Annotated in this window: 12 protein-coding genes, 1 tRNA gene, 2 rRNA genes and 2 pseudogenes (1 of these 17 cut by a window edge); 2 read left to right on the top strand and 15 right to left on the bottom strand. The window is 55.8% G+C overall.

Annotated features, from left to right (window positions below; all coding sequences use genetic code 11):
• Positions 1–136: 136 nt before the first annotated feature.
• The 10 genes from ACK6D9_RS00175 to ACK6D9_RS00220 form a co-directional block, all read right to left on the bottom strand.
• Positions 137–1,582, bottom strand: a complete 1,446-nt coding sequence (locus tag ACK6D9_RS00175) for an NAD(P)/FAD-dependent oxidoreductase (protein WP_412050186.1) — start codon at positions 1,580–1,582, stop codon at positions 137–139.
• A 21-nt stretch (positions 1,583–1,603) separates the two neighbouring features.
• Positions 1,604–2,752, bottom strand: coding sequence for an NAD(P)/FAD-dependent oxidoreductase (locus tag ACK6D9_RS00180; RefSeq protein ID WP_412050187.1), 1,149 nt, complete (start codon positions 2,750–2,752; stop codon positions 1,604–1,606).
• A 3-nt stretch (positions 2,753–2,755) separates the two neighbouring features.
• The gene (locus ACK6D9_RS00185; protein WP_412050188.1) at positions 2,756–4,195 is read right to left on the bottom strand and encodes an FAD-dependent oxidoreductase; all 1,440 of its coding nucleotides are present in this window, start codon (positions 4,193–4,195) and stop codon (positions 2,756–2,758) included.
• On the bottom strand, positions 4,192–4,566 hold the full coding sequence (locus ACK6D9_RS00190) for a (2Fe-2S)-binding protein (RefSeq protein ID WP_412050189.1): 375 nt from the start codon (positions 4,564–4,566) through the stop codon (positions 4,192–4,194). The genes ACK6D9_RS00185 and ACK6D9_RS00190 overlap by 4 nt, the downstream gene beginning before the upstream one ends.
• A complete protein-coding gene (locus ACK6D9_RS00195; RefSeq protein WP_412050190.1) occupies positions 4,469–5,587 on the bottom strand; it encodes an NAD(P)/FAD-dependent oxidoreductase in 1,119 nt (372 codons plus the stop codon). Before ACK6D9_RS00195 ends, ACK6D9_RS00190 begins: the two co-directional genes overlap by 98 nt.
• On the bottom strand, positions 5,584–6,420 hold the full coding sequence (locus ACK6D9_RS00200) for an ABC transporter permease (RefSeq protein ID WP_412050191.1): 837 nt from the start codon (positions 6,418–6,420) through the stop codon (positions 5,584–5,586). The genes ACK6D9_RS00195 and ACK6D9_RS00200 overlap by 4 nt, the downstream gene beginning before the upstream one ends.
• Positions 6,417–7,313, bottom strand: coding sequence for an ABC transporter permease (locus ACK6D9_RS00205; protein ID WP_412050192.1), 897 nt, complete (start codon positions 7,311–7,313; stop codon positions 6,417–6,419). Before ACK6D9_RS00205 ends, ACK6D9_RS00200 begins: the two co-directional genes overlap by 4 nt.
• 2 nt (positions 7,314–7,315) lie before the next feature.
• Positions 7,316–8,395, bottom strand: a complete 1,080-nt coding sequence (locus tag ACK6D9_RS00210) for an ABC transporter ATP-binding protein (protein ID WP_412050193.1) — start codon at positions 8,393–8,395, stop codon at positions 7,316–7,318.
• Between the two features lie 96 nt (positions 8,396–8,491).
• Positions 8,492–9,454 (bottom strand): ABC transporter substrate-binding protein, encoded by a 963-nt coding sequence (locus tag ACK6D9_RS00215; protein ID WP_412050194.1) that lies wholly within the window; start codon positions 9,452–9,454, stop codon positions 8,492–8,494.
• A 122-nt stretch (positions 9,455–9,576) separates the two neighbouring features.
• Positions 9,577–10,476 (bottom strand): acetamidase/formamidase family protein, encoded by a 900-nt coding sequence (locus tag ACK6D9_RS00220; RefSeq protein ID WP_412050195.1) that lies wholly within the window; start codon positions 10,474–10,476, stop codon positions 9,577–9,579.
• 112 nt (positions 10,477–10,588) lie between these two features.
• Here ACK6D9_RS00220 and ACK6D9_RS00225 point away from each other — a divergent pair, with 112 nt between their 5' ends.
• Entirely contained in the window at positions 10,589–11,533 is a 945-nt protein-coding gene (locus ACK6D9_RS00225; RefSeq protein WP_412050196.1) for a LysR substrate-binding domain-containing protein, read from the top strand.
• Between the two features lie 53 nt (positions 11,534–11,586).
• Here the strand turns inward: ACK6D9_RS00225 and ACK6D9_RS00230 are convergent, their stop codons facing one another.
• A complete protein-coding gene (locus tag ACK6D9_RS00230; protein ID WP_412050197.1) occupies positions 11,587–11,820 on the bottom strand; it encodes an integrase core domain-containing protein in 234 nt (77 codons plus the stop codon).
• Positions 11,821–12,015: 195 nt separating this feature from the next.
• Positions 12,016–13,180: pseudogene (locus ACK6D9_RS00235) on the bottom strand (IS3 family transposase).
• 170 nt (positions 13,181–13,350) lie between these two features.
• Here ACK6D9_RS00235 and ACK6D9_RS00240 point away from each other — a divergent pair.
• A pseudogene (locus ACK6D9_RS00240) lies at positions 13,351–14,509 on the top strand (IS3 family transposase).
• A gap of 207 nt (positions 14,510–14,716) precedes the next feature.
• Here the strand turns inward: ACK6D9_RS00240 and ACK6D9_RS00245 are convergent.
• The 3 genes from ACK6D9_RS00245 to ACK6D9_RS00255 all read right to left on the bottom strand — a co-directional run.
• Positions 14,717–14,793, bottom strand: a tRNA-Met gene (locus tag ACK6D9_RS00245).
• A 205-nt stretch (positions 14,794–14,998) separates the two neighbouring features.
• Positions 14,999–15,113, bottom strand: a 5S ribosomal RNA gene (gene rrf, locus ACK6D9_RS00250).
• Between the two features lie 134 nt (positions 15,114–15,247).
• Positions 15,248–16,883: ribosomal RNA gene (locus tag ACK6D9_RS00255) — 23S ribosomal RNA — on the bottom strand (it continues 1,171 nt past the right edge of the window).

Genomic DNA, 16,883 nt, shown 5'->3' on the forward strand with positions numbered 1-16,883 from the left:
CTCCTCTCAGGAAGCATGAATCAAAAAGCAATTACACAGAAGACCAGACACACTCGCTCTCATCCGCCTGATGGGATGCAGGGCTGCTTTCCAGACGCTCAGCTCCTGCCATCAAACAGCTTCAACCTTGTGGATTTCATCGCGTTCCGATCTTCATGCCTAAAATTCGCGGCAAGGCGGCGACGGCGCGCGTTATGTTGGACGGCACTTGCTCAAGCTCCTCGGCCTCTTCGCTGGCGATAATCGCTCTGCGTATAAGTTTGCCGCCCACAAAACGAAAAGGTTCCGGCGGAAATTTGGGTACTTCACGCGTACATAGCGGCAACGACGCCCAAGAGTCTTTTTCGCGGAGCACAAGTGAAGCGAGACACTGCGCTCCTATATACGTCGGGTTGACGCCATGGCCTGAATAGCCGCATGCAAGATGGATGCGCGTCCCGGGAATGGTGCGAAACATTGGCAATCGGTCGGCAGACACATCGATCGCGCCGCCCCAACTTTTTTCGACGTCAACCGACGACAACGCAGGCAGAAGTCGTCGTAGCCCGCGCTCGGCCCGCGCAGCGCTCGCCGCATCCAGTCGCAATGCAGATAAAGATGTATCGCCACCATAGCTGATCGGACCAGAGCCACTGCCCATCAGAACTCGGCCGTCGGGAGTTTTACGAAAATAGTGGACGAACATTCTGAGGTCAGCAATGCCCTCGTTGCTCGTCCAGCCGGTTGTAGCAAGTTGTTCTTGCGCCGGCTTCGTCATCAGTGCGTAGCTTGAAAAAACGCTGACGTACGGGCGCATCTGTGGATGCCCTGCCAACTCCACGTTAGTGGCAAGAACGACCTCTGGCGCCAAAATCTCCCCGGCAGGAACCCGAACCCGGTTGATGCTCCCTTTGTCTAGCGCCGTCATCGGAGTATTCTCGAACAGGTGCACGCCTGCGCTGATAGCTGCCTTGCGCAGGGCACGCGCCAGACGTGCCGGGTGCAAATTTGCGCCCTCGGGCAGAAATACACCACCCCGGAAGACGGGGGATTTGCATCGCGAGGCGACCTCTTCCGACGTCAGCTGTTGGGCAGAATCCGGTACACCGAGACGACGTGCTTCACTAACCATTAACTTGATCTTGGTATCCTGTGCAGTGGAGGCTGAAACGCGCATGTTGCCGCTCTCCCGCCACCAAACATCACGGCCCGGCGCTGTCGCAAAACTGCGAATTGCATCTTGTGCAACAGTACCAGCGCGTGCAACCGAGAGCGCTGCATCATCGCCAATCGCCTTCGCCATACCGGCAAGCGACGCCCAATAGCCATGAACCTTTCCGCCGTTTTTGCCACTGGCTCCGGATCCGCATAGCGATGCTTCGATTAAGGCGATGGAAAGAGATGGCCGGCGCTCCTTCAAGGCAAGCGCAGTCCAAAGACCTGTATAGCCGCCTCCGACGATTACCACATCCACCGACAGCGTTCCTGTCAGCGCCGTCGATGGCGCGAATTCTTGTTCAAGAGACATAGCATCGGCGAACCACCAAGATGGGTCACCAACTTTGCCAATCGACTGAGGAGAATTGTATACAGCAGACGTCATGATATTCCCATAACTTTACGCTTAGATCAGCATGGAGTTTGTTGGCGGACGAATAGTACTGTTATTCGCTTTGAACCGTTGAATGGAGAAAGCACCAATGGGAATGTCACTGGTCCCATTGACGATAAGATCGGCTACGATCGCCCCCACGATGGGGCCGAGTTGGAACCCATGCGCCGAAAAACCGAAGGCGTGAAACAATCCCGACTCCGTTGCGCTTCGGCCTATTACCGGGATGCCGTCGCTCGTTCGTCCCTCGATACCTGCCCATGCGCGCACAATTCGCGCGGGTCTCATGAGCGGAAACAGATCGAAAACTGTTCTTGCATTCCGCGAAAGTTTACGGAAATCGAGGTCCGTGCGGTTGGTCTCCAAATGAACGCGCCCCTCGTAACCTCCACCGATTAACACTGTTCCGTTTGCGAATTGCTTGAAGGACAATGGCGCCGCTACCGCACTGATGATCTGAGAAAGGAAGCAAGGCATACGCTCGCTAATCATCAACATAGGTGCAACAGCTTGCATATCGACACGCTCGCCAACTTGAGCAGCAATTTTGGATCCCCAAGCGCCCGCCGCGTTAACAAGCACCGGAGCGCGAAAGCAATCGCCGGCACTTGTTTCGACAATCCAGACTGATGCTTGTCGACGGAATCCGGTAACTTGGGCGTTCTCAATTATGTCGACGTCGCGCAGTCGCATCTGCCGCAAGAATGCCTGCATAGTGTGGAACGGTAATGCCGCCCCATCGCTGCGAGAAATCAGCGCTCCTACACAATGACTGGCCAGCGCTGGAACAAGTCGCCGCAGCTCGGTAGCCCCGATCAGTTCCTCGTGCTCGAAGCCAGCCTCAACGACTGTCTCGCGACGTGACTGGAGCTTGCGCAGTTCCGTTTCATTTTCGGCGACGAACAGATGGCTTTGCGCAGCGAAGCCACAATCGTCTTCGAGCAGGTCATCGATGCTTTCCCACATCCGCATCGCTGCCACGCTAAGTGGGATTTCGGGAAGTGCCCGAAAGATCTGGCGAACGCCACCGGCATTGACGCCTGACGCATGGCGGCCGATCGTATCTTTTTCGATAAGACAAACCTTGATGCCGAGACGGGCGAGATGGAAGGCCGTTGAACAGCCGTGGATCCCACCGCCGATGACGATAACATCAGTCATGGATCACTCGCGAATCACCGCTCGAACGTCATCTTCATCATGCGGCAGTGTGGCAATTTCCGCCAAAGTCACCGGCTTGATCGGGAACCGCAAACGATAATGGCCAACCTCGGATGGCGGAATGTCCCGCAGTGCCGAAATCATCTCCGTTACCGTCAACCCACAGAGCCTTCCCTGACACGGTCCCATGCCACATCTAAGATATGATTTAAGCTGGTTGGGCCCGACCTCGCCGAGTTCTGCGACAGTCTCCGTGATCTGCTGACCGGTCACCTCCTCGCACCGGCAAACAATCGTCGCATCATTTACTCTGCGGAAGTTCGCAGATGGCTGAAACAGCGTATCTAGAAAGCGTCTTCCCCGTGCATAGCCAGAGAGCGTGCTGCGTGTCGGAGCAGCTCGCCTCTTTCTCTCGGCTTCAGTGATCAGACCAAATTTCGTCGCGGCGTCCAAGCCGCAGAGCTTTCCGAGGCACGCGGCAGCTTCGGCCCCAATGATACCCGCCCCGTCGCCGGCGATGGAAATACCGGGCACGCTACTGCGTCCCCAAGCATCAGTGGCCGGCTTCCAGCAGAGTTGGACATTGTCCCACATCATATCACAGCCTGCCGCATTCGCCATATTTATGTTAGGCGTAACCCCTTGGTGTAAAAACAGATACTCAACATCGATCGTCTTGGACTGACCGCCCTTTGTTCGGTAGGCAACACTTTGTAACCGCGTATCACCAATAGCTCTCAACTCGGTCACTCTTGAAATCACGGGTACCTGACTTCGGACCTTCCGCTTCAACTGCAGCCCCTTAAGCAGGTATTGCGAACCAAGGAAGGAGGGCAAGGCAGTCAGAACGCCAACTCGCGTCGCCGGTAGTGTGGTATCGAGGATCGCAACGGGTGGCGTTTTCGCTGCGATCAGCTGGTACGCGAGCAACCATAGGAGGGGTCCGGTGCCGGCCAGCACAAAACGACCATCCGGCACCAGACCCGAGCTTTTGAGAAGGCCCTGTGCAGCACCCGCGGTCAACACTCCCGGGAGCGTCCAGCCGGGAATTGGAAAAGGGCGCTCAAGCGCGCCGGTGGCGATAAGGATATGCCTTGCGCTAAAGATCCGACTCGCACCATCTTTGGAGACACCTACTTCCAGATCACGTGATGTCATCCATACACACGCACCAGAGAGATAGGAAACAGTACTTTCCTCGAGGCCGGAGAGAAGCACGTCCCCGCGTTCATAATCCTGCCCTAGCAGCCGCCTCCGGGAGGGAGGCGATGAAACGAGTCCACGATAGATCTGCCCGCCTGGCTCCGGGTTCTCGTCGAGAATTAGAACCTGCAGTCCGTGTTTCGAAGCGGCGATAGCTGCGGCGAGGCCTGCCGGCCCCGCACCAATGATCACAAGGTCACAGCGTGGTGGCAGGTCTTCGACGTCAGACAGCCTATTCATGGTGTTACCCTGCGGCGCCCAGTTCCCGTCTTGACGTCCATTCCCTCAGCGATTTGTAACATGCACGCCTGTCGGTTGGCGACACCGTCTATTTCGACCAGACATTCAAAGCAGACCCCCATCATGCAATATGGACCGCGTGGTTTTCCTGACACTGCGCTTGTGCGGCAGGCTGCATATCCTTTTTCGAGGAGTAGGGCCGCCACGCTGTCACCCGCGCGACCGTCACAGGTGACGCCGTTGATTGTCAGCGATACAAGAGCGCCGTCGGCTTCAGTCAGTCTTCGAAACATGTAACCTCCTGGCACTAAATGATTTAGCTTCTGGTGGCAGTCTGCCGTGCGCCATGTGAGGCGCAAGCACTGCCGCATGTACGGCAGCCAGCGTCACACCGCTGTGGCATGTGGCTACAAACGCACCTGGATGGGTCACAGAATGATCGTAAATTGGAAAACCGTCGGGGCTGAGCACTCTAAGGCATGCCCACATACGCACGATATTGAGATCCGCGATGGCCGGAAACATTCGGACAGCACGTCTTGCCATCACGCCCATGATTCCATTGTTTATATCTTCGGATAGGCCGCTCTCTTCCTGGGAATCTCCGATCATGACACTGCCCTCATCCGTTTGTCGGACAGTCTGGACAGGTATCTTGAGGAATGGGGCTACCTTTTCGGTGACAATGATATTACCGCGCTGCGGGCGAACTGGTGCCGAAAGCCCGACCATAGGCGCAAGCCTAGCATTGTCCAGACCTGCGGCGAGAGCGATGTGTCGTGCTTTGATTTGCCCACCGCCCTCGATGGACAGCGAAAAACTGTCCGTATAGTCGATGCGAACTACCCTGTTGCCTGGACGATAATCGACCCCAGCCGCAATCAGCGCCCTATGCATTGCCCGATAAAGTCGGAGACAGTTCAAATGACCGTCGAGCGGCGAGTAGGTGCCGCCAACAACATCCGGGCCCGCTCCTGGCAACCTTCTTCGGATCTCGTCGCCATTCAGGACGCTATAAGGGTAAGGATTGACCCCTGTTTGGCCATTCACACGCTCAGCGATCGAAACAAGGCGCTCCAACTCGGCATCTGAAAGTGCCAGGTGGAAACCTCCGTCTTGCTGAAGCGCGACGTCGATATTGGTCTCATTCTGCAATTGTTCCGCGTACGCCGGCCAGAGTTCTACAGAACGACGCGTCCAATTGGCGTAGGCAGGCATATTAATGCCTTTGCTCTGCTGCCACACCAAGGCGAAGTTACCGCGCGAAGCGCGATAAGCCACATCACCTTCATCAAGGACGCAGACCCGGAGGTTTTCGCGCGCAATGCCGCGCGCGAGTGCCGCGCCGACGAGCCCGCCCCCGATCACCACGAAGTCGAAGTGTGTGCTCACGACCCATTCCGCTTCATAAGTTGGTCGATCTTGACCGTCCGTACGAGCAATAACAGCACGATCAGTGTGACTATAACGAGGCCCGATGAGATAGCAGTCAGCATGGGGTCAAGCGGGGACCATTCAAGGGATGTATAAATAGCAACCGGAAGTGTGACTGTCTCTGGCGTATTGAGAAACAACGAAACCTCAAGACTGCCGAAAGACATCATGAAGGCAAAGGCCCAGCCGGCTGTTATACTCCAGGCAACAAGGGGCAATGTGATCAGTCGGCGGGCGCGCCATGGTGATGCGCCCAAGCTGCGAGCGGCCATCTCCAGAGCCGGATTCACAGCGCCTACGCCGATGAGAATCAGAGATACGGCGAAGGGCGTTGCCACCACGACATGTGCTGCGAACAGGCCTAACGGACTGCCGCCAAAGCCCATGCGCGTGTAGGCGATAAGAAAGGCTAAGCCGACAAAAATGGACGGCAGCATCACCGGGGTAAGAACGAAGGCCTGTAGCAGTATATTGAGCCGCGTTGGATAGCGGTGCATAGCAAACGCGACCAAAACTCCAATCACACTGGCCGCAGTTGCTGATAGAAAAGCAATGATGAGGCTGAGCAGCAGCGCCTTTAGATAGACCGGCTTCGAGAAGATAGCCGCATACCATTTTAGGGTAAGACCCTGTGGCGGAAATGAAACGTAGTTGCTGTCTGTAAGTGAGCCGAGCGTGATTGCCACGATTGGGGCGATCAAAAATACAGCAACGAGCATGACGTAAGCGGCGAGCGCTCCACGTTTGACCCTACCGAACGCACTATAGGTGCCATCAGGACGATAACTCATCGGCTCGCCTCAATGACTGAATCGGCGCTGTGAAGTGCCGTGTTCTTGCGAACATACTCGTAGAAACGTACTAGGCCGACGATGCCTAGCGTGCTTGCGAGGAGAATAACCGCCATCGCGGCGGCGAATGGCCAGTTCAGCAGGCTGGAGCTCTGTTGATAGATCAAGTATGAGAGGACTTTCAAGCGCGACCCGCCGATCAATACCGGTGTCGCATAGGCACTCATGCTGAGCGAAAACACCAAAAGGCAGCCGGTACGCAGTCCTGGCAAGGTGAGCGGGAAGGTTATCGTGCGAAAGATGGTCCAGGATGTGGCGCCCAGGCTGCGTGCGGCTTTCGCCAGATTAGCATCAATGCCCTGCATAGATGCGGCGACCGAAAGGGTCATGAAAACCAGCAGAACATGCGTAAGTCCGACAACAATTCCTGTGTTAGTGTACATTAGCTGCAGGGGTGCCGAGGCAAGTCCGATTCCAATCACTACGTCATTCACAAGGCCTTTTTGACCAAGCAAGATCAGCCATCCGTAGGAAACCACAATGCTGCTCGTAACCAGTGGCAAGACAAGCACAATGAACAGACAAGTCTGCCGCCAACCCGTACTGACCAGTAAATACAATGCGAGTGGATAAGCTAAAATGGCGGTTATGAAAGTCGTCGCAACGCTGACAATCACTGTTCGACCAAGAATTCCGAGATAGTAGCTGTCTGTCAGGTATTCGACGTAGTAGCTCGGATCGACTGCAGGCACGATCCCAGAGGACGGATCAAACCGACTGAGACTCAGCCAAAAAAGCTGAAGCACAGGCGCCACGTAAATAACCGCGAAGACGATTAGCGGCACCAGCGCCAGTGCCAGCCAACTCTTCAACCTTGTTACGTCAAGCTGCATTTTCAAGCCCCGCCAGGAAAAGCGAAGGTGTCGGCCACGTTCCAGACGAGCATCACCGATGCGCCTGGCTGTACATCCGTCCGATTGTGGTCCGGTGCCCAGATGACGAATTTGAACCCGTTGTCGAGGCGTACATGGATCTCTGTACGGTGACCGAGAAACAGCACGCGCTCAACTGTCGCGGGCACACTGTTCTGTTGGGTATTTGCCGATTTGGGTTCCGCAATTATTACTCGCTGCGGTCGTACCAAAACTTCAGCGTTTGCGCCCGTGTTCAGCCCATGGTTCTTGCCTCGAACTCGACCAAGCGCACCCACCTCGATCTCGGCAATATCTGCATCAGTCGACACCACCTTGCCTGAGAATGTATTACTGTCGCCAATGAAGCGGGCTGCAAACAAGCTCCTCGGTGTATCGTAGATTTCGCTCGGTGTGCCGATTTGCTCAATGTGGCCGGCCCGCATGACAACAATGCGATCGGCAATCGCCATGGCCTCTTCCTGATCGTGTGTAACCATAATGGTAGCGATTGGCAGGCCGGCCAACATCTCCAGTAACTCTCCACGCATTTCCTGACGCAACCGCGCATCAAGATTACTAAATGGCTCGTCAAGCAAAAGCAGACTGGGCTTTACAATCACGGCGCGTGCAAACGCGATGCGTTGCTGCTCGCCACCGGACATCATGCTCGGCATTTTCTCCGCTGCATGCGCCAGCTTCACGCGCTCCAAAGCAATCATTACCTCTTGCTTGATTTCCGCGTTCGAAGCGCTACGCATTCTGAGCCCGAATGCGACGTTCTCAAAAACCGTCATGTGCGGGAAGAGTGCATAATTCTGAAACATTATTCCGATGTTGCGCTTTTCCGGCGCCAGTCCGATCAGGCTGCGACCGGCAAGTCGCACTTCGCCGCTCGCAGGCACAACGAACCCCGCCATAACTTGCAACGTCGTTGTCTTCCCGCAGCCGGACGGACCAAGCAAGCAAATACGTTCACGTTCGGCCACGTTGAAAGACACGCCACTCAACGCTTGGAAATCACCGTAGCGGACCTTTAGGTCGTCGATTTCAATATAATTCATGGTCACGATTTCAAGATGAGAGTCCATCGGCCTTGCACTGGCCGATGGATAAGAGCACAGAGCAACAAAGGCTGCGCAGCGGTAAGGATCGGCGTTTTAGCGCTCGATTTCCCTATTCCAGCGATCAGTCCACTCTGGGCGCTTCTCGTTTATGACGGCCCAGTCGAGCTGTACCAAGCTCTTGGCCGCTTCTGCTCCGTAGGTAACATTGGCTGCCTGCTCAGGCGGCAATACAACTGCACTGTTGACCGGGCCAAATCCTATCTTTTCACCGACCACCTGCTGCGCTTCCTTCCCAACCAGGTAATTCAAAAACGCATCCGCAAGGTCTGCGTTGGGAGCACCCTTGACTACATTGGCAGTGGCGAAGAGCGCCGGAGCACCTTCAGTGGGATAGACAAACTCCATCGGGAAACCAGTCTTGGTTCGGTAACCGTTAGCTTCTCCATTTGTCCAAACGCCTACCCATGCGTCGGCTTGCTGGAAGTACGGGCTCAAGTCGGCAGTTGTTCCGAAGGCCGGGATGTTTTCGGCCACCTGCTTCATCTTTTCGAAACCTGGATCCATATTGTCCAGACCACCTCCATTGGCCTTCGCCAGCATGATAAGGAGGTCGAGCCCATAGGTGGAGCCGATAGTGTCAGCAATGACATGGCCTTTTAGTTCGGGCAGCGACAGATCATTCCACGACTTCGGCGGCGCCAAGTTGGCCTTCTTGTATGCCTCAGGGTTGTACACGATACCTACACCGAATACGGCCCAGCTCACGCCGATATTGTCCGGCATCTTGGCTGCGTCATAAACATTGGCGAGATTTGGCATCTTTGCCGGATCAGTTGCCTGCAGCAATCCCATGGCCTTGGCTTGTTCGCGCGGGCCGTCGTCAAGGCATGCGATGTCAATCTGAGGACTGCTCTTCTGCGCCTGCAACTTGGATATGGTCGCCAACGAGACGCCAGGCAGATAAGAAACCTTGACGTTGTACTCCTTCTCAAAGGCCGGGAGAACGTCACTTTCAATATATTCTTGAATGCCCGCTGCGTAGCAGGCGATTGTCATTTGCCGAGCCTCCTGCGCAGATATCGTAGCGGTAGTGGAACCGAGACTGCATAGCGTGACAAACGCCACGGTTGTCATATGAATTCGAACGCTCATTTTCTCTCCCCCTCTGTGGAACATACTTAGTCGATGGTCGGCAGATATTTTTTGTCTATGGCCATTCGTACTGTCATCAGCGGATCGACAACCTGGCTTATACGTAAGTTCCCAACCAGACTGCTCAGCATGTATGCTTCCTCCCAGCTGCTACCGTGCACCCGGGAGATCGCTGCGATCATGTCTTCGTTGGCTACTTTGCAAGCTGCTTCAAGCGTCTCGGCGCTGGCTACGAACTGCCATTCGGTTGCTGTCTCTATGATGGGACGCGGCAGGCGCTTGCCCTTAATGATCTCGAAGCGAGCAAAGACGTTGATGGGGACACCGACGCCAGTGCCACATACTTCTCCGTCACCCATAACTGCTTTAGCGTCACCCATAGCGATGAGCCCGCCCACCTGGTTGACAGGAAAGTGGACGCGCGCGCCGGCTCGGATAGCAGTCGTGTCCATGTTGCCCCCATGATCGAACGGAATCACGGTATTGTACCGACCTTCGATCGGTGCAACACCGATCGTGCCAATGCACGGATCAAGTGGAATGCGAAGGTTACCAAAATTGACATGTCCATCTTGGATGGCGACGATTTTCGTCTTGGCATCCTCGATATTCCCCTTCAGCAATCCGAAGTTCGGGATCAGGAGAACGTAGCCCCAATTTTGTGGGATCTGGATATCTCTGATGTCGACAACCAGGCGGTCCCCGGGCTCTGCACCCTCAACGAAAATTGGCCCGACCGCATCGTTCACATGATCGTAATCGACCGCCTTGTAACGATCTGTCTCAGTCCTTATTTGGCCATGTACACCATCAGGACAGCGAATCTCAATCAAATCCCCGGCTTTGACCCGCCATTTGGCCTCCATCGTGGCGTCGAAATGGTAAATGACGTGTTCGGACGTTATGATTGTGGTGGGGCGATGCATCGGAACTCTACTGATAGTGAATGGGCTATTCACGGACATATAAAGGTGCGCTAGGTCATTCCGTCAAATTCATTATACGATCCAGTTCATAACTGAACCTTATGAGGTCAACATGAAACCACGGCAAATCGAGGCATTCCGGGCTGTCATCGAGGCTGGCAGCGTGACTTCTGCCGCCAACAGAATGCGCATTTCTCAGCCCGCCGTGAGCAAATTGATCTCCGAGTTGGAGCGCTCCATCCGGCTGCCCTTATTCATACGAGAAAAGCAGCGCATGGTTCCGACACCAGAAGCACACTTGCTGTTCGAAGAGATCGAGCGAGTTTACCAAGGGATGGATCGCATTGACCGATTTGCAGATAGTCTGCGTGAGAAACGCGCAGGGCGCGTGCGACTCGGTTGCCTTCCGAGTCTCGGTCTGCGGGTAGTTCCAGATCTTATCGCACGATTCGCGATTGAACGACCTGACGTTGATTTAACAGTGCATGTGCGAACGTCCGTCAAGATTGCAGACTGGGTGCTCGGGCAGCAGATCGACCTCGGCATCTCTTTACTCCGCGTTGACCATCCATCTGTTGTGGTTGAAGAGCTGACCCGCGTGAGTGCCGTCTGCATTCTTCCGCTGGGTCATCCACTAACAGCCAAGTCCGTAATTACCCCAAAGGATCTGGTTGGCGTACCGTTCATCCGACTTGGACGCGAAGATCATGCCGAGCAGATCATCAGGTCCGTCGTCGATCACGGGAGTGTGCAGCGCCGTGTCCAATTGGAGACCAATCTTTCGGCCGTCGCGTGTCGCCTTGTAGCAATGGGGGCGGGCGTGTCCGTCGTCGATCCGTTTACTGCTGCCGAAATCTCACCTGCCGAAATAGTAATTCGACCCTTTCGTCCTGCAATTACATTTGAGATGTGGCTCCTATATCCCGCACACCGTCCACGATCTCAATTAATCGAATCTTTCGTGCATGAGTTGCGGAAAACGATCTCGGAAAAGAGCGCATTCTTTGCTGATAAAGGACATGTCCAACAGCAAACCAGCAGTGATCCAAGTCGGTGAATGTCTAGTGAGTGGCTGAAATAGTCTCCGCGCGGTGGCCTTGCCCCCAGCTTTTATCCAGCGTTGAGTTCGTTTCCGGCGTTATTTTTGCCTTGACAGACGGTTGATGCGGCGGGCGATGGCGCGTAGCGTTCGATTTTGCGCAACGCCAGTTCCTGGAGCGGGTTGAAGGTGGTGACCAACTCGTCTGGTGTTTGCCATCCGAGTTGTGAGTGCGGTCGACTGTCACTGTAGTCGAGCCGCCATTTGATGAGGCTCGCCCGAGCAAGGGGCAATGATGAGAACAAGACCTAGCAGAGCAGTTCGTCTTTGAGAGTCCGATTCAAAAGTTTTCCAATTATGGAAGTACCTTGCCAGGTGCCGCATTAGGATGAGGATATGGGCTATGAGGGGCCATGCTGTTGAACGCTGGAGGATTTCTCTCAGCCCTTCGCCAACCTGCGGGACTTGGCGTGCCCCCATCAGGTGGTCCGGTTTGATTGTTAGTGCATCATGGGCGTCTGGTCCATCGGGACAATGCTTTCCGGCGCGGGCGGGCGGTAGCCCAGAGCGCTATGCGGCCTGACGGTGTTGTAGTGGATACGCCATTGCTCGATCAGGATTTGCGCCTCCCTTAGGCTGTAGAAGATTTCGCCGTTCAGCAGCTCGTCGCGGAACCGGGCGTTGAAGCTTTCGCAGTATCCGTTCTCCCATGGTGAGCCTGGCTCTATGTAGGCCGTCTTGGCTCCAACAGCTGCAATCCAATCCCGCACTTTCTGGGCGATAAATTCCGGCCCATTGTCCGACCGAATGTATTCCGGCGGGCCGCGCAGGATGAATAGGTCTGTCAGAGCATCCAGCACGTCCGTTGAGTTGAGCTTGCGGTCCACGCGGATCATGAGTGCCTCCCTGGTGTATTCCCTCTCGCCGTTTGCAAGCAAACGCCTGCCGGGCAGTGGTCGATGATATTCAGCGTCCGATAGACGCGGCCGTCAGCGGTTCGATCCTGGACGAAGTCGTAGGACCAGACGTGGTTTGGCCGTTCCGGTCTGAGACGCACACATGATCCGTCGTTCAGCCTAAGCCGCCCCTTTTTCTTCTGCTTTTGTGGCACTTTCAGCCCTTCACGCCGCCAGATGCGCTCAACCCGCTTATGGTTTACCTGCCAGCCCGCGTTGTTCAGCAGACCGGTGACCATACGATACCCATAGCGCCCGTACTTGTCGGCCAGTTCGATGATATCATCGGTCAGCCGTTCTTCATCTGCCCGGCCCTGTGGCACCTTGCGCTGTGTGGATCGGTGTTGTCCGAGCGTGCGGCAGGCGCGGCGTTCCGATACGCCAAGCTCCCGCCTCACATGGTCGATGCACTTGCGACGACGCGAAGGGCTTAGAAGTTTCCCTTTGCCGCCTCGGTCAGGATGAGTTTGTCCAGTGTCAGGTCAGACACCGCCCGCCGAAGCCGCTGGTTCTCCTTCTCCAGCTCTTTCAGCCGAGTGAGTTGAGATCGCTGCATCCCGCCATAGAGCTTCCGCCATCGATAAAACGTCTGCTGTGTCACGCCGATCTGGCGCACCGCGTCAGCAATCGTCGCACCTTGCCCTTGCAGAACTTCAACCTGCCGAAGCTTCAATACAATCTCTTCCGGCTTCTCTCGTTTTCCAGCCATCGCTGATCCTCCAATTTGAGGGATAATCTATCCCAGTTGGTGGACCACTTTCAGGGGGCAACTCCACGTTCGACACCCCAGCGGCGCGGAAGCACCTTGAAGCTGACCTGCCCCCCGCGAAATCCCTCACCGTGATGTAGAGTCTGCGCCAACTTTGAAGGAGCAGACGAATGCGAAAGAGCCGTTTTACCGAGGCGCAGATTATCGGGATGATCAAGGAACAAGAGGCGGGGATGCCGACGGCAGAGGTGTGCCGTAGGCATGGCCTCAGCCCGGCGACGTTCTACAAGTTCAAATCCAAGTATGGCGGCATGGAGGTGTCCGAGGCGGCCAGGTTGAAGGCGCTGGAGGACGAAAATGCGAAGCTCAAGCGCCTGCTGGCCGATACCATGCTGGACAACGTCGTGCTGAAAGACCTGCTGGGAAAGAACTGACGACATTGACCAAGCGGCGAGAGGCAGCGCTCAGGGCGCTGCGAGATCACGACATCTCGCAGCGCCGGGCCTGCAGGCTTGTCGGTGTCGATCCAAAGACAGTCCGGCGCCAACGCCCGCCGGATTGTCCGGAGATCCGCAAGGAAATGCAGGAGATTGCTGGCAAGCGGCGTCGGTTCGGCTACCGCCGGCTCGGCATCCTGCTGAAACGCAAGGGGATGACCATGAACCACAAGAAGCTCTACCGCATCTACCGCGAGGAAGGGCTCTCGGTGAAGCGACGACGTGGCCGCAAGCGGCCCGTGGCACACGCACACCGATGCCAGAGGCGGCGCGCCCAAATGCGCGGTGGTCGCTGGACTTTCTGTCGGACAGCTTCGGCGCTTCACGCAAGTTCCGCATCCTGGCGGTGATCGACGATTGCTGCCGCGAAAACCTGTGCTTGATGGCCGACACCAGTATCTCGGGCGAGCGGGTGGCGCGGGAATTGGACGCGCTGGTGAGGATCTATGGCAAACCCGGTTGCATTGTCAGTGACAACGGGACCGAGTTCACCAGTCGCGCCATCCTGAAATGGGCGGACAAGAACGAGGTGTCCTGGCATTACATCGACCCCGGAAAACCGCAGCAGAATGCCTTTATCGAGTCATTCAACGGCAGTCTACGCGATGAGCTGTTGAACGAGGAGATCTTCGGCACCTTGGACGATGCCCGGCGAAAGTTGGCCCTTTGGCGATACGACTACAACACCGTCAGGCCACACTCGTCGCTCGGCAACCAGACACCGCAGCAAGCGCGCCGAGCGCTTGAGCAATTTGAGGGCTCCGCGCCCGGCGCGCTTGCACCAGACGATGAAGACGAATACCAAAATCCAACCCGCAGACTCTCGTTATGAATGAGGGACCAACGGGGGGCAGGTCAGCAACGATGGACACGATCAAGGCGATGGAAGCGGAATTCCGGACGGCTCAGGAGTACGAGTTCCACAACCTGATCGACAAGGGCGTTCTTGACACGGAGCCCAAACGCAAAAAGTTCCTCGCGCTTTGTGCGGAGGAACTTGAGGGCAAGCGCCGAGAATGGCAGGACTTACAAGTTTCAGTGGTTGCGGGGGCAGGATTTGAACCTGCGACCTTCAGGTTATGAGCCTGACGAGCTACCGGGCTGCTCCACCCCGCGATAAATTTTGAGCTTCCGGGCATGCCCGGTTTTGTTTGCCGGTCCACAAGGCCTTTGGCCTCTGCGGTTCGGCTGGGGCTGCTCCACCCCGCGACAAGCCTTGAACGAATGAGTTCGAGGCAGAAAGCAAAAAACGGGCCGCGATTGCGACCCGCGGTAGTTCCAAGTTTCGTAAGTTTGAGAAGATATGTGTTGCGCTTTGCAGACCTGGCAGCGACCTACTCTCCCGCGTCTTAAGACGAAGTACCATCGGCGCAGGGGCGTTTCACGGCCGTGTTCGGAATGGGAACGGGTGCAGCCGCCCCGCCATGACCACCAGGTCGGCAAAGCGCAACATTGCACATGGCTACATGTGCAAGTTGATTGAGAAGCTGGCGGGAGGCTAGTCCCTTTAGTTTTATGAACACAATCGCTGGCACACCGAAGTCTGTTTCGATGAGCACAAGCAATGAGAACGATCAAGCCGATCGAGCTATTAGTACTGGTAAGCTTCACACATTACTGCGCTTCCACACCCAGCCTATCAACGTGGTAGTCTTCCACGACTCTCAGGGAATACTCGTTTTTAGGTTGGTTTCCCGCTTAGATGCCTTCAGCGGTTATCCATTCCGTATATAGCTACCCTGCTATGCCGTTGGCACGACAACAGGTCCACCAGAGATACGTCCATCCCGGTCCTCTCGTACTAGGGACAGATCCTATCAATATTCCTACACCCACGGCAGATAGGGACCGAACTGTCTCACGACGTTCTGAACCCAGCTCACGTACCGCTTTAATTGGCGAACAGCCAAACCCTTGGGACCTGCTCCAGCCCCAGGATGCGATGAGCCGACATCGAGGTGCCAAACAACCCCGTCGATATGGACTCTTGGGGGTCATCAGCCTGTTATCCCCGGCGTACCTTTTATCCGTTGAGCGATGGCCCTTCCACGCGGGACCACCGGATCACTATGACCGACTTTCGTCTCTGCTCGACTTGTCAGTCTCGCAGTCAGGCAGGCTTATGCCATTGCACTCGACGACCGATTTCCGACCGGTCTGAGCCTACCATCGCGCGCCTCCGTTACTCTTTCGGAGGCGACCGCCCCAGTCAAACTACCCACCATACACTGTCCCGGATCCGGATAACGGACCGCGGTTAGACATCCACGAAGATAAGGGTGGTATTTCAAGGATGGCTCCACACGAGCTGGCGCCCATGCTTCAAAGCCTACCACCTATCCTACACATGCCTTGGCGAATGCCAGTGTAAAGCTATAGTAAAGGTGCACGGGGTCTTTCCGTCTGACCGCAGGAACCCCGCATCTTCACGGGGAATTCAATTTCACTGAGTCTGCGTTGGAGACAGCGGGGAAGTCGTTACGCCATTCGTGCAGGTCGGAACTTACCCGACAAGGAATTTCGCTACCTTAGGACCGTTATAGTTACGGCCGCCGTTTACTGGGGCTTCGATTCAAAGCTTGCACCTCTCCTCTTAACCTTCCAGCACCGGGCAGGCGTCAGGCCCTATACGTCGTCTTGCGACTTCGCAGAGCCCTGTGTTTTTGATAAACAGTCGCTACCCCCTGGTCTGTGCCACCCTCATCTACTTGCGTAAACAAGGGTCACGCTTCTTCCGAAGTTACGCGTGCAATTTGCCGAGTTCCTTCAACGCAGTTCTCTCAAGCGCCTTGGTATTCTCTACCTGACCACCTGTGTCGGTTTCGGGTACGGTCTATACGGTGGAGCTATTTCCTGGAACCTCTTCGCTGCCTTCCCAATCCAGTAAGGAAAGACAACACACGAGATCCGTCACTACCACCAGGCCCACGAATATTAACGTGGTTCCCATCGACTACGCCTTTCGGCCTCGCCTTAGGGGCCGGCTCACCCTGCTCAGATTAACTTTAAGCAGGAACCCTTGGTCTTTCGGCGAGGAGTCTCTCACTCCCTTTATCGTTACTCATGTCAACATTCGCACTTCTGATATCTCCAGGAGCCCTCACGGGTCTCCCTTCACAGACTTACAGAACGCTCCGCTACCACGTGCAGTAAACTGCACATCCTCAGCTTCGGTGCATGGCTTTAGCCCCGGTACATTTTCGGCG

It is taken from the genome of Hoeflea sp. Naph1, assembly GCF_046837775.1.
GTDB lineage: Bacteria > Pseudomonadota > Alphaproteobacteria > Rhizobiales > Rhizobiaceae > Hoeflea.

Bases quoted from the DNA above. Each gene is read 5' to 3' on its own strand.
- ACK6D9_RS00175 (WP_412050186.1), bottom strand. From the start codon at position 1,582: ATGACGTCTGCTGTATACAATTCTCCTCAGTCGATTGGCAAAGTTGGT.
- ACK6D9_RS00180 (WP_412050187.1), bottom strand. From the start codon at position 2,752: ATGACTGATGTTATCGTCATCGGCGGTGGGATCCACGGCTGTTCAACG.
- ACK6D9_RS00185 (WP_412050188.1), bottom strand. From the start codon at position 4,195: ATGAATAGGCTGTCTGACGTCGAAGACCTGCCACCACGCTGTGACCTT.
- ACK6D9_RS00190 (WP_412050189.1), bottom strand. From the start codon at position 4,566: ATGCGGCAGTGCTTGCGCCTCACATGGCGCACGGCAGACTGCCACCAG.
- ACK6D9_RS00200 (WP_412050191.1), bottom strand. From the start codon at position 6,420: ATGAGTTATCGTCCTGATGGCACCTATAGTGCGTTCGGTAGGGTCAAA.
- ACK6D9_RS00205 (WP_412050192.1), bottom strand. From the start codon at position 7,313: ATGCAGCTTGACGTAACAAGGTTGAAGAGTTGGCTGGCACTGGCGCTG.
- ACK6D9_RS00210 (WP_412050193.1), bottom strand. From the start codon at position 8,395: ATGAATTATATTGAAATCGACGACCTAAAGGTCCGCTACGGTGATTTC.
- ACK6D9_RS00215 (WP_412050194.1), bottom strand. From the start codon at position 9,454: ATGACAATCGCCTGCTACGCAGCGGGCATTCAAGAATATATTGAAAGT.
- ACK6D9_RS00220 (WP_412050195.1), bottom strand. From the start codon at position 10,476: ATGCATCGCCCCACCACAATCATAACGTCCGAACACGTCATTTACCAT.
- ACK6D9_RS00225 (WP_412050196.1), top strand. From the start codon at position 10,589: ATGAAACCACGGCAAATCGAGGCATTCCGGGCTGTCATCGAGGCTGGC.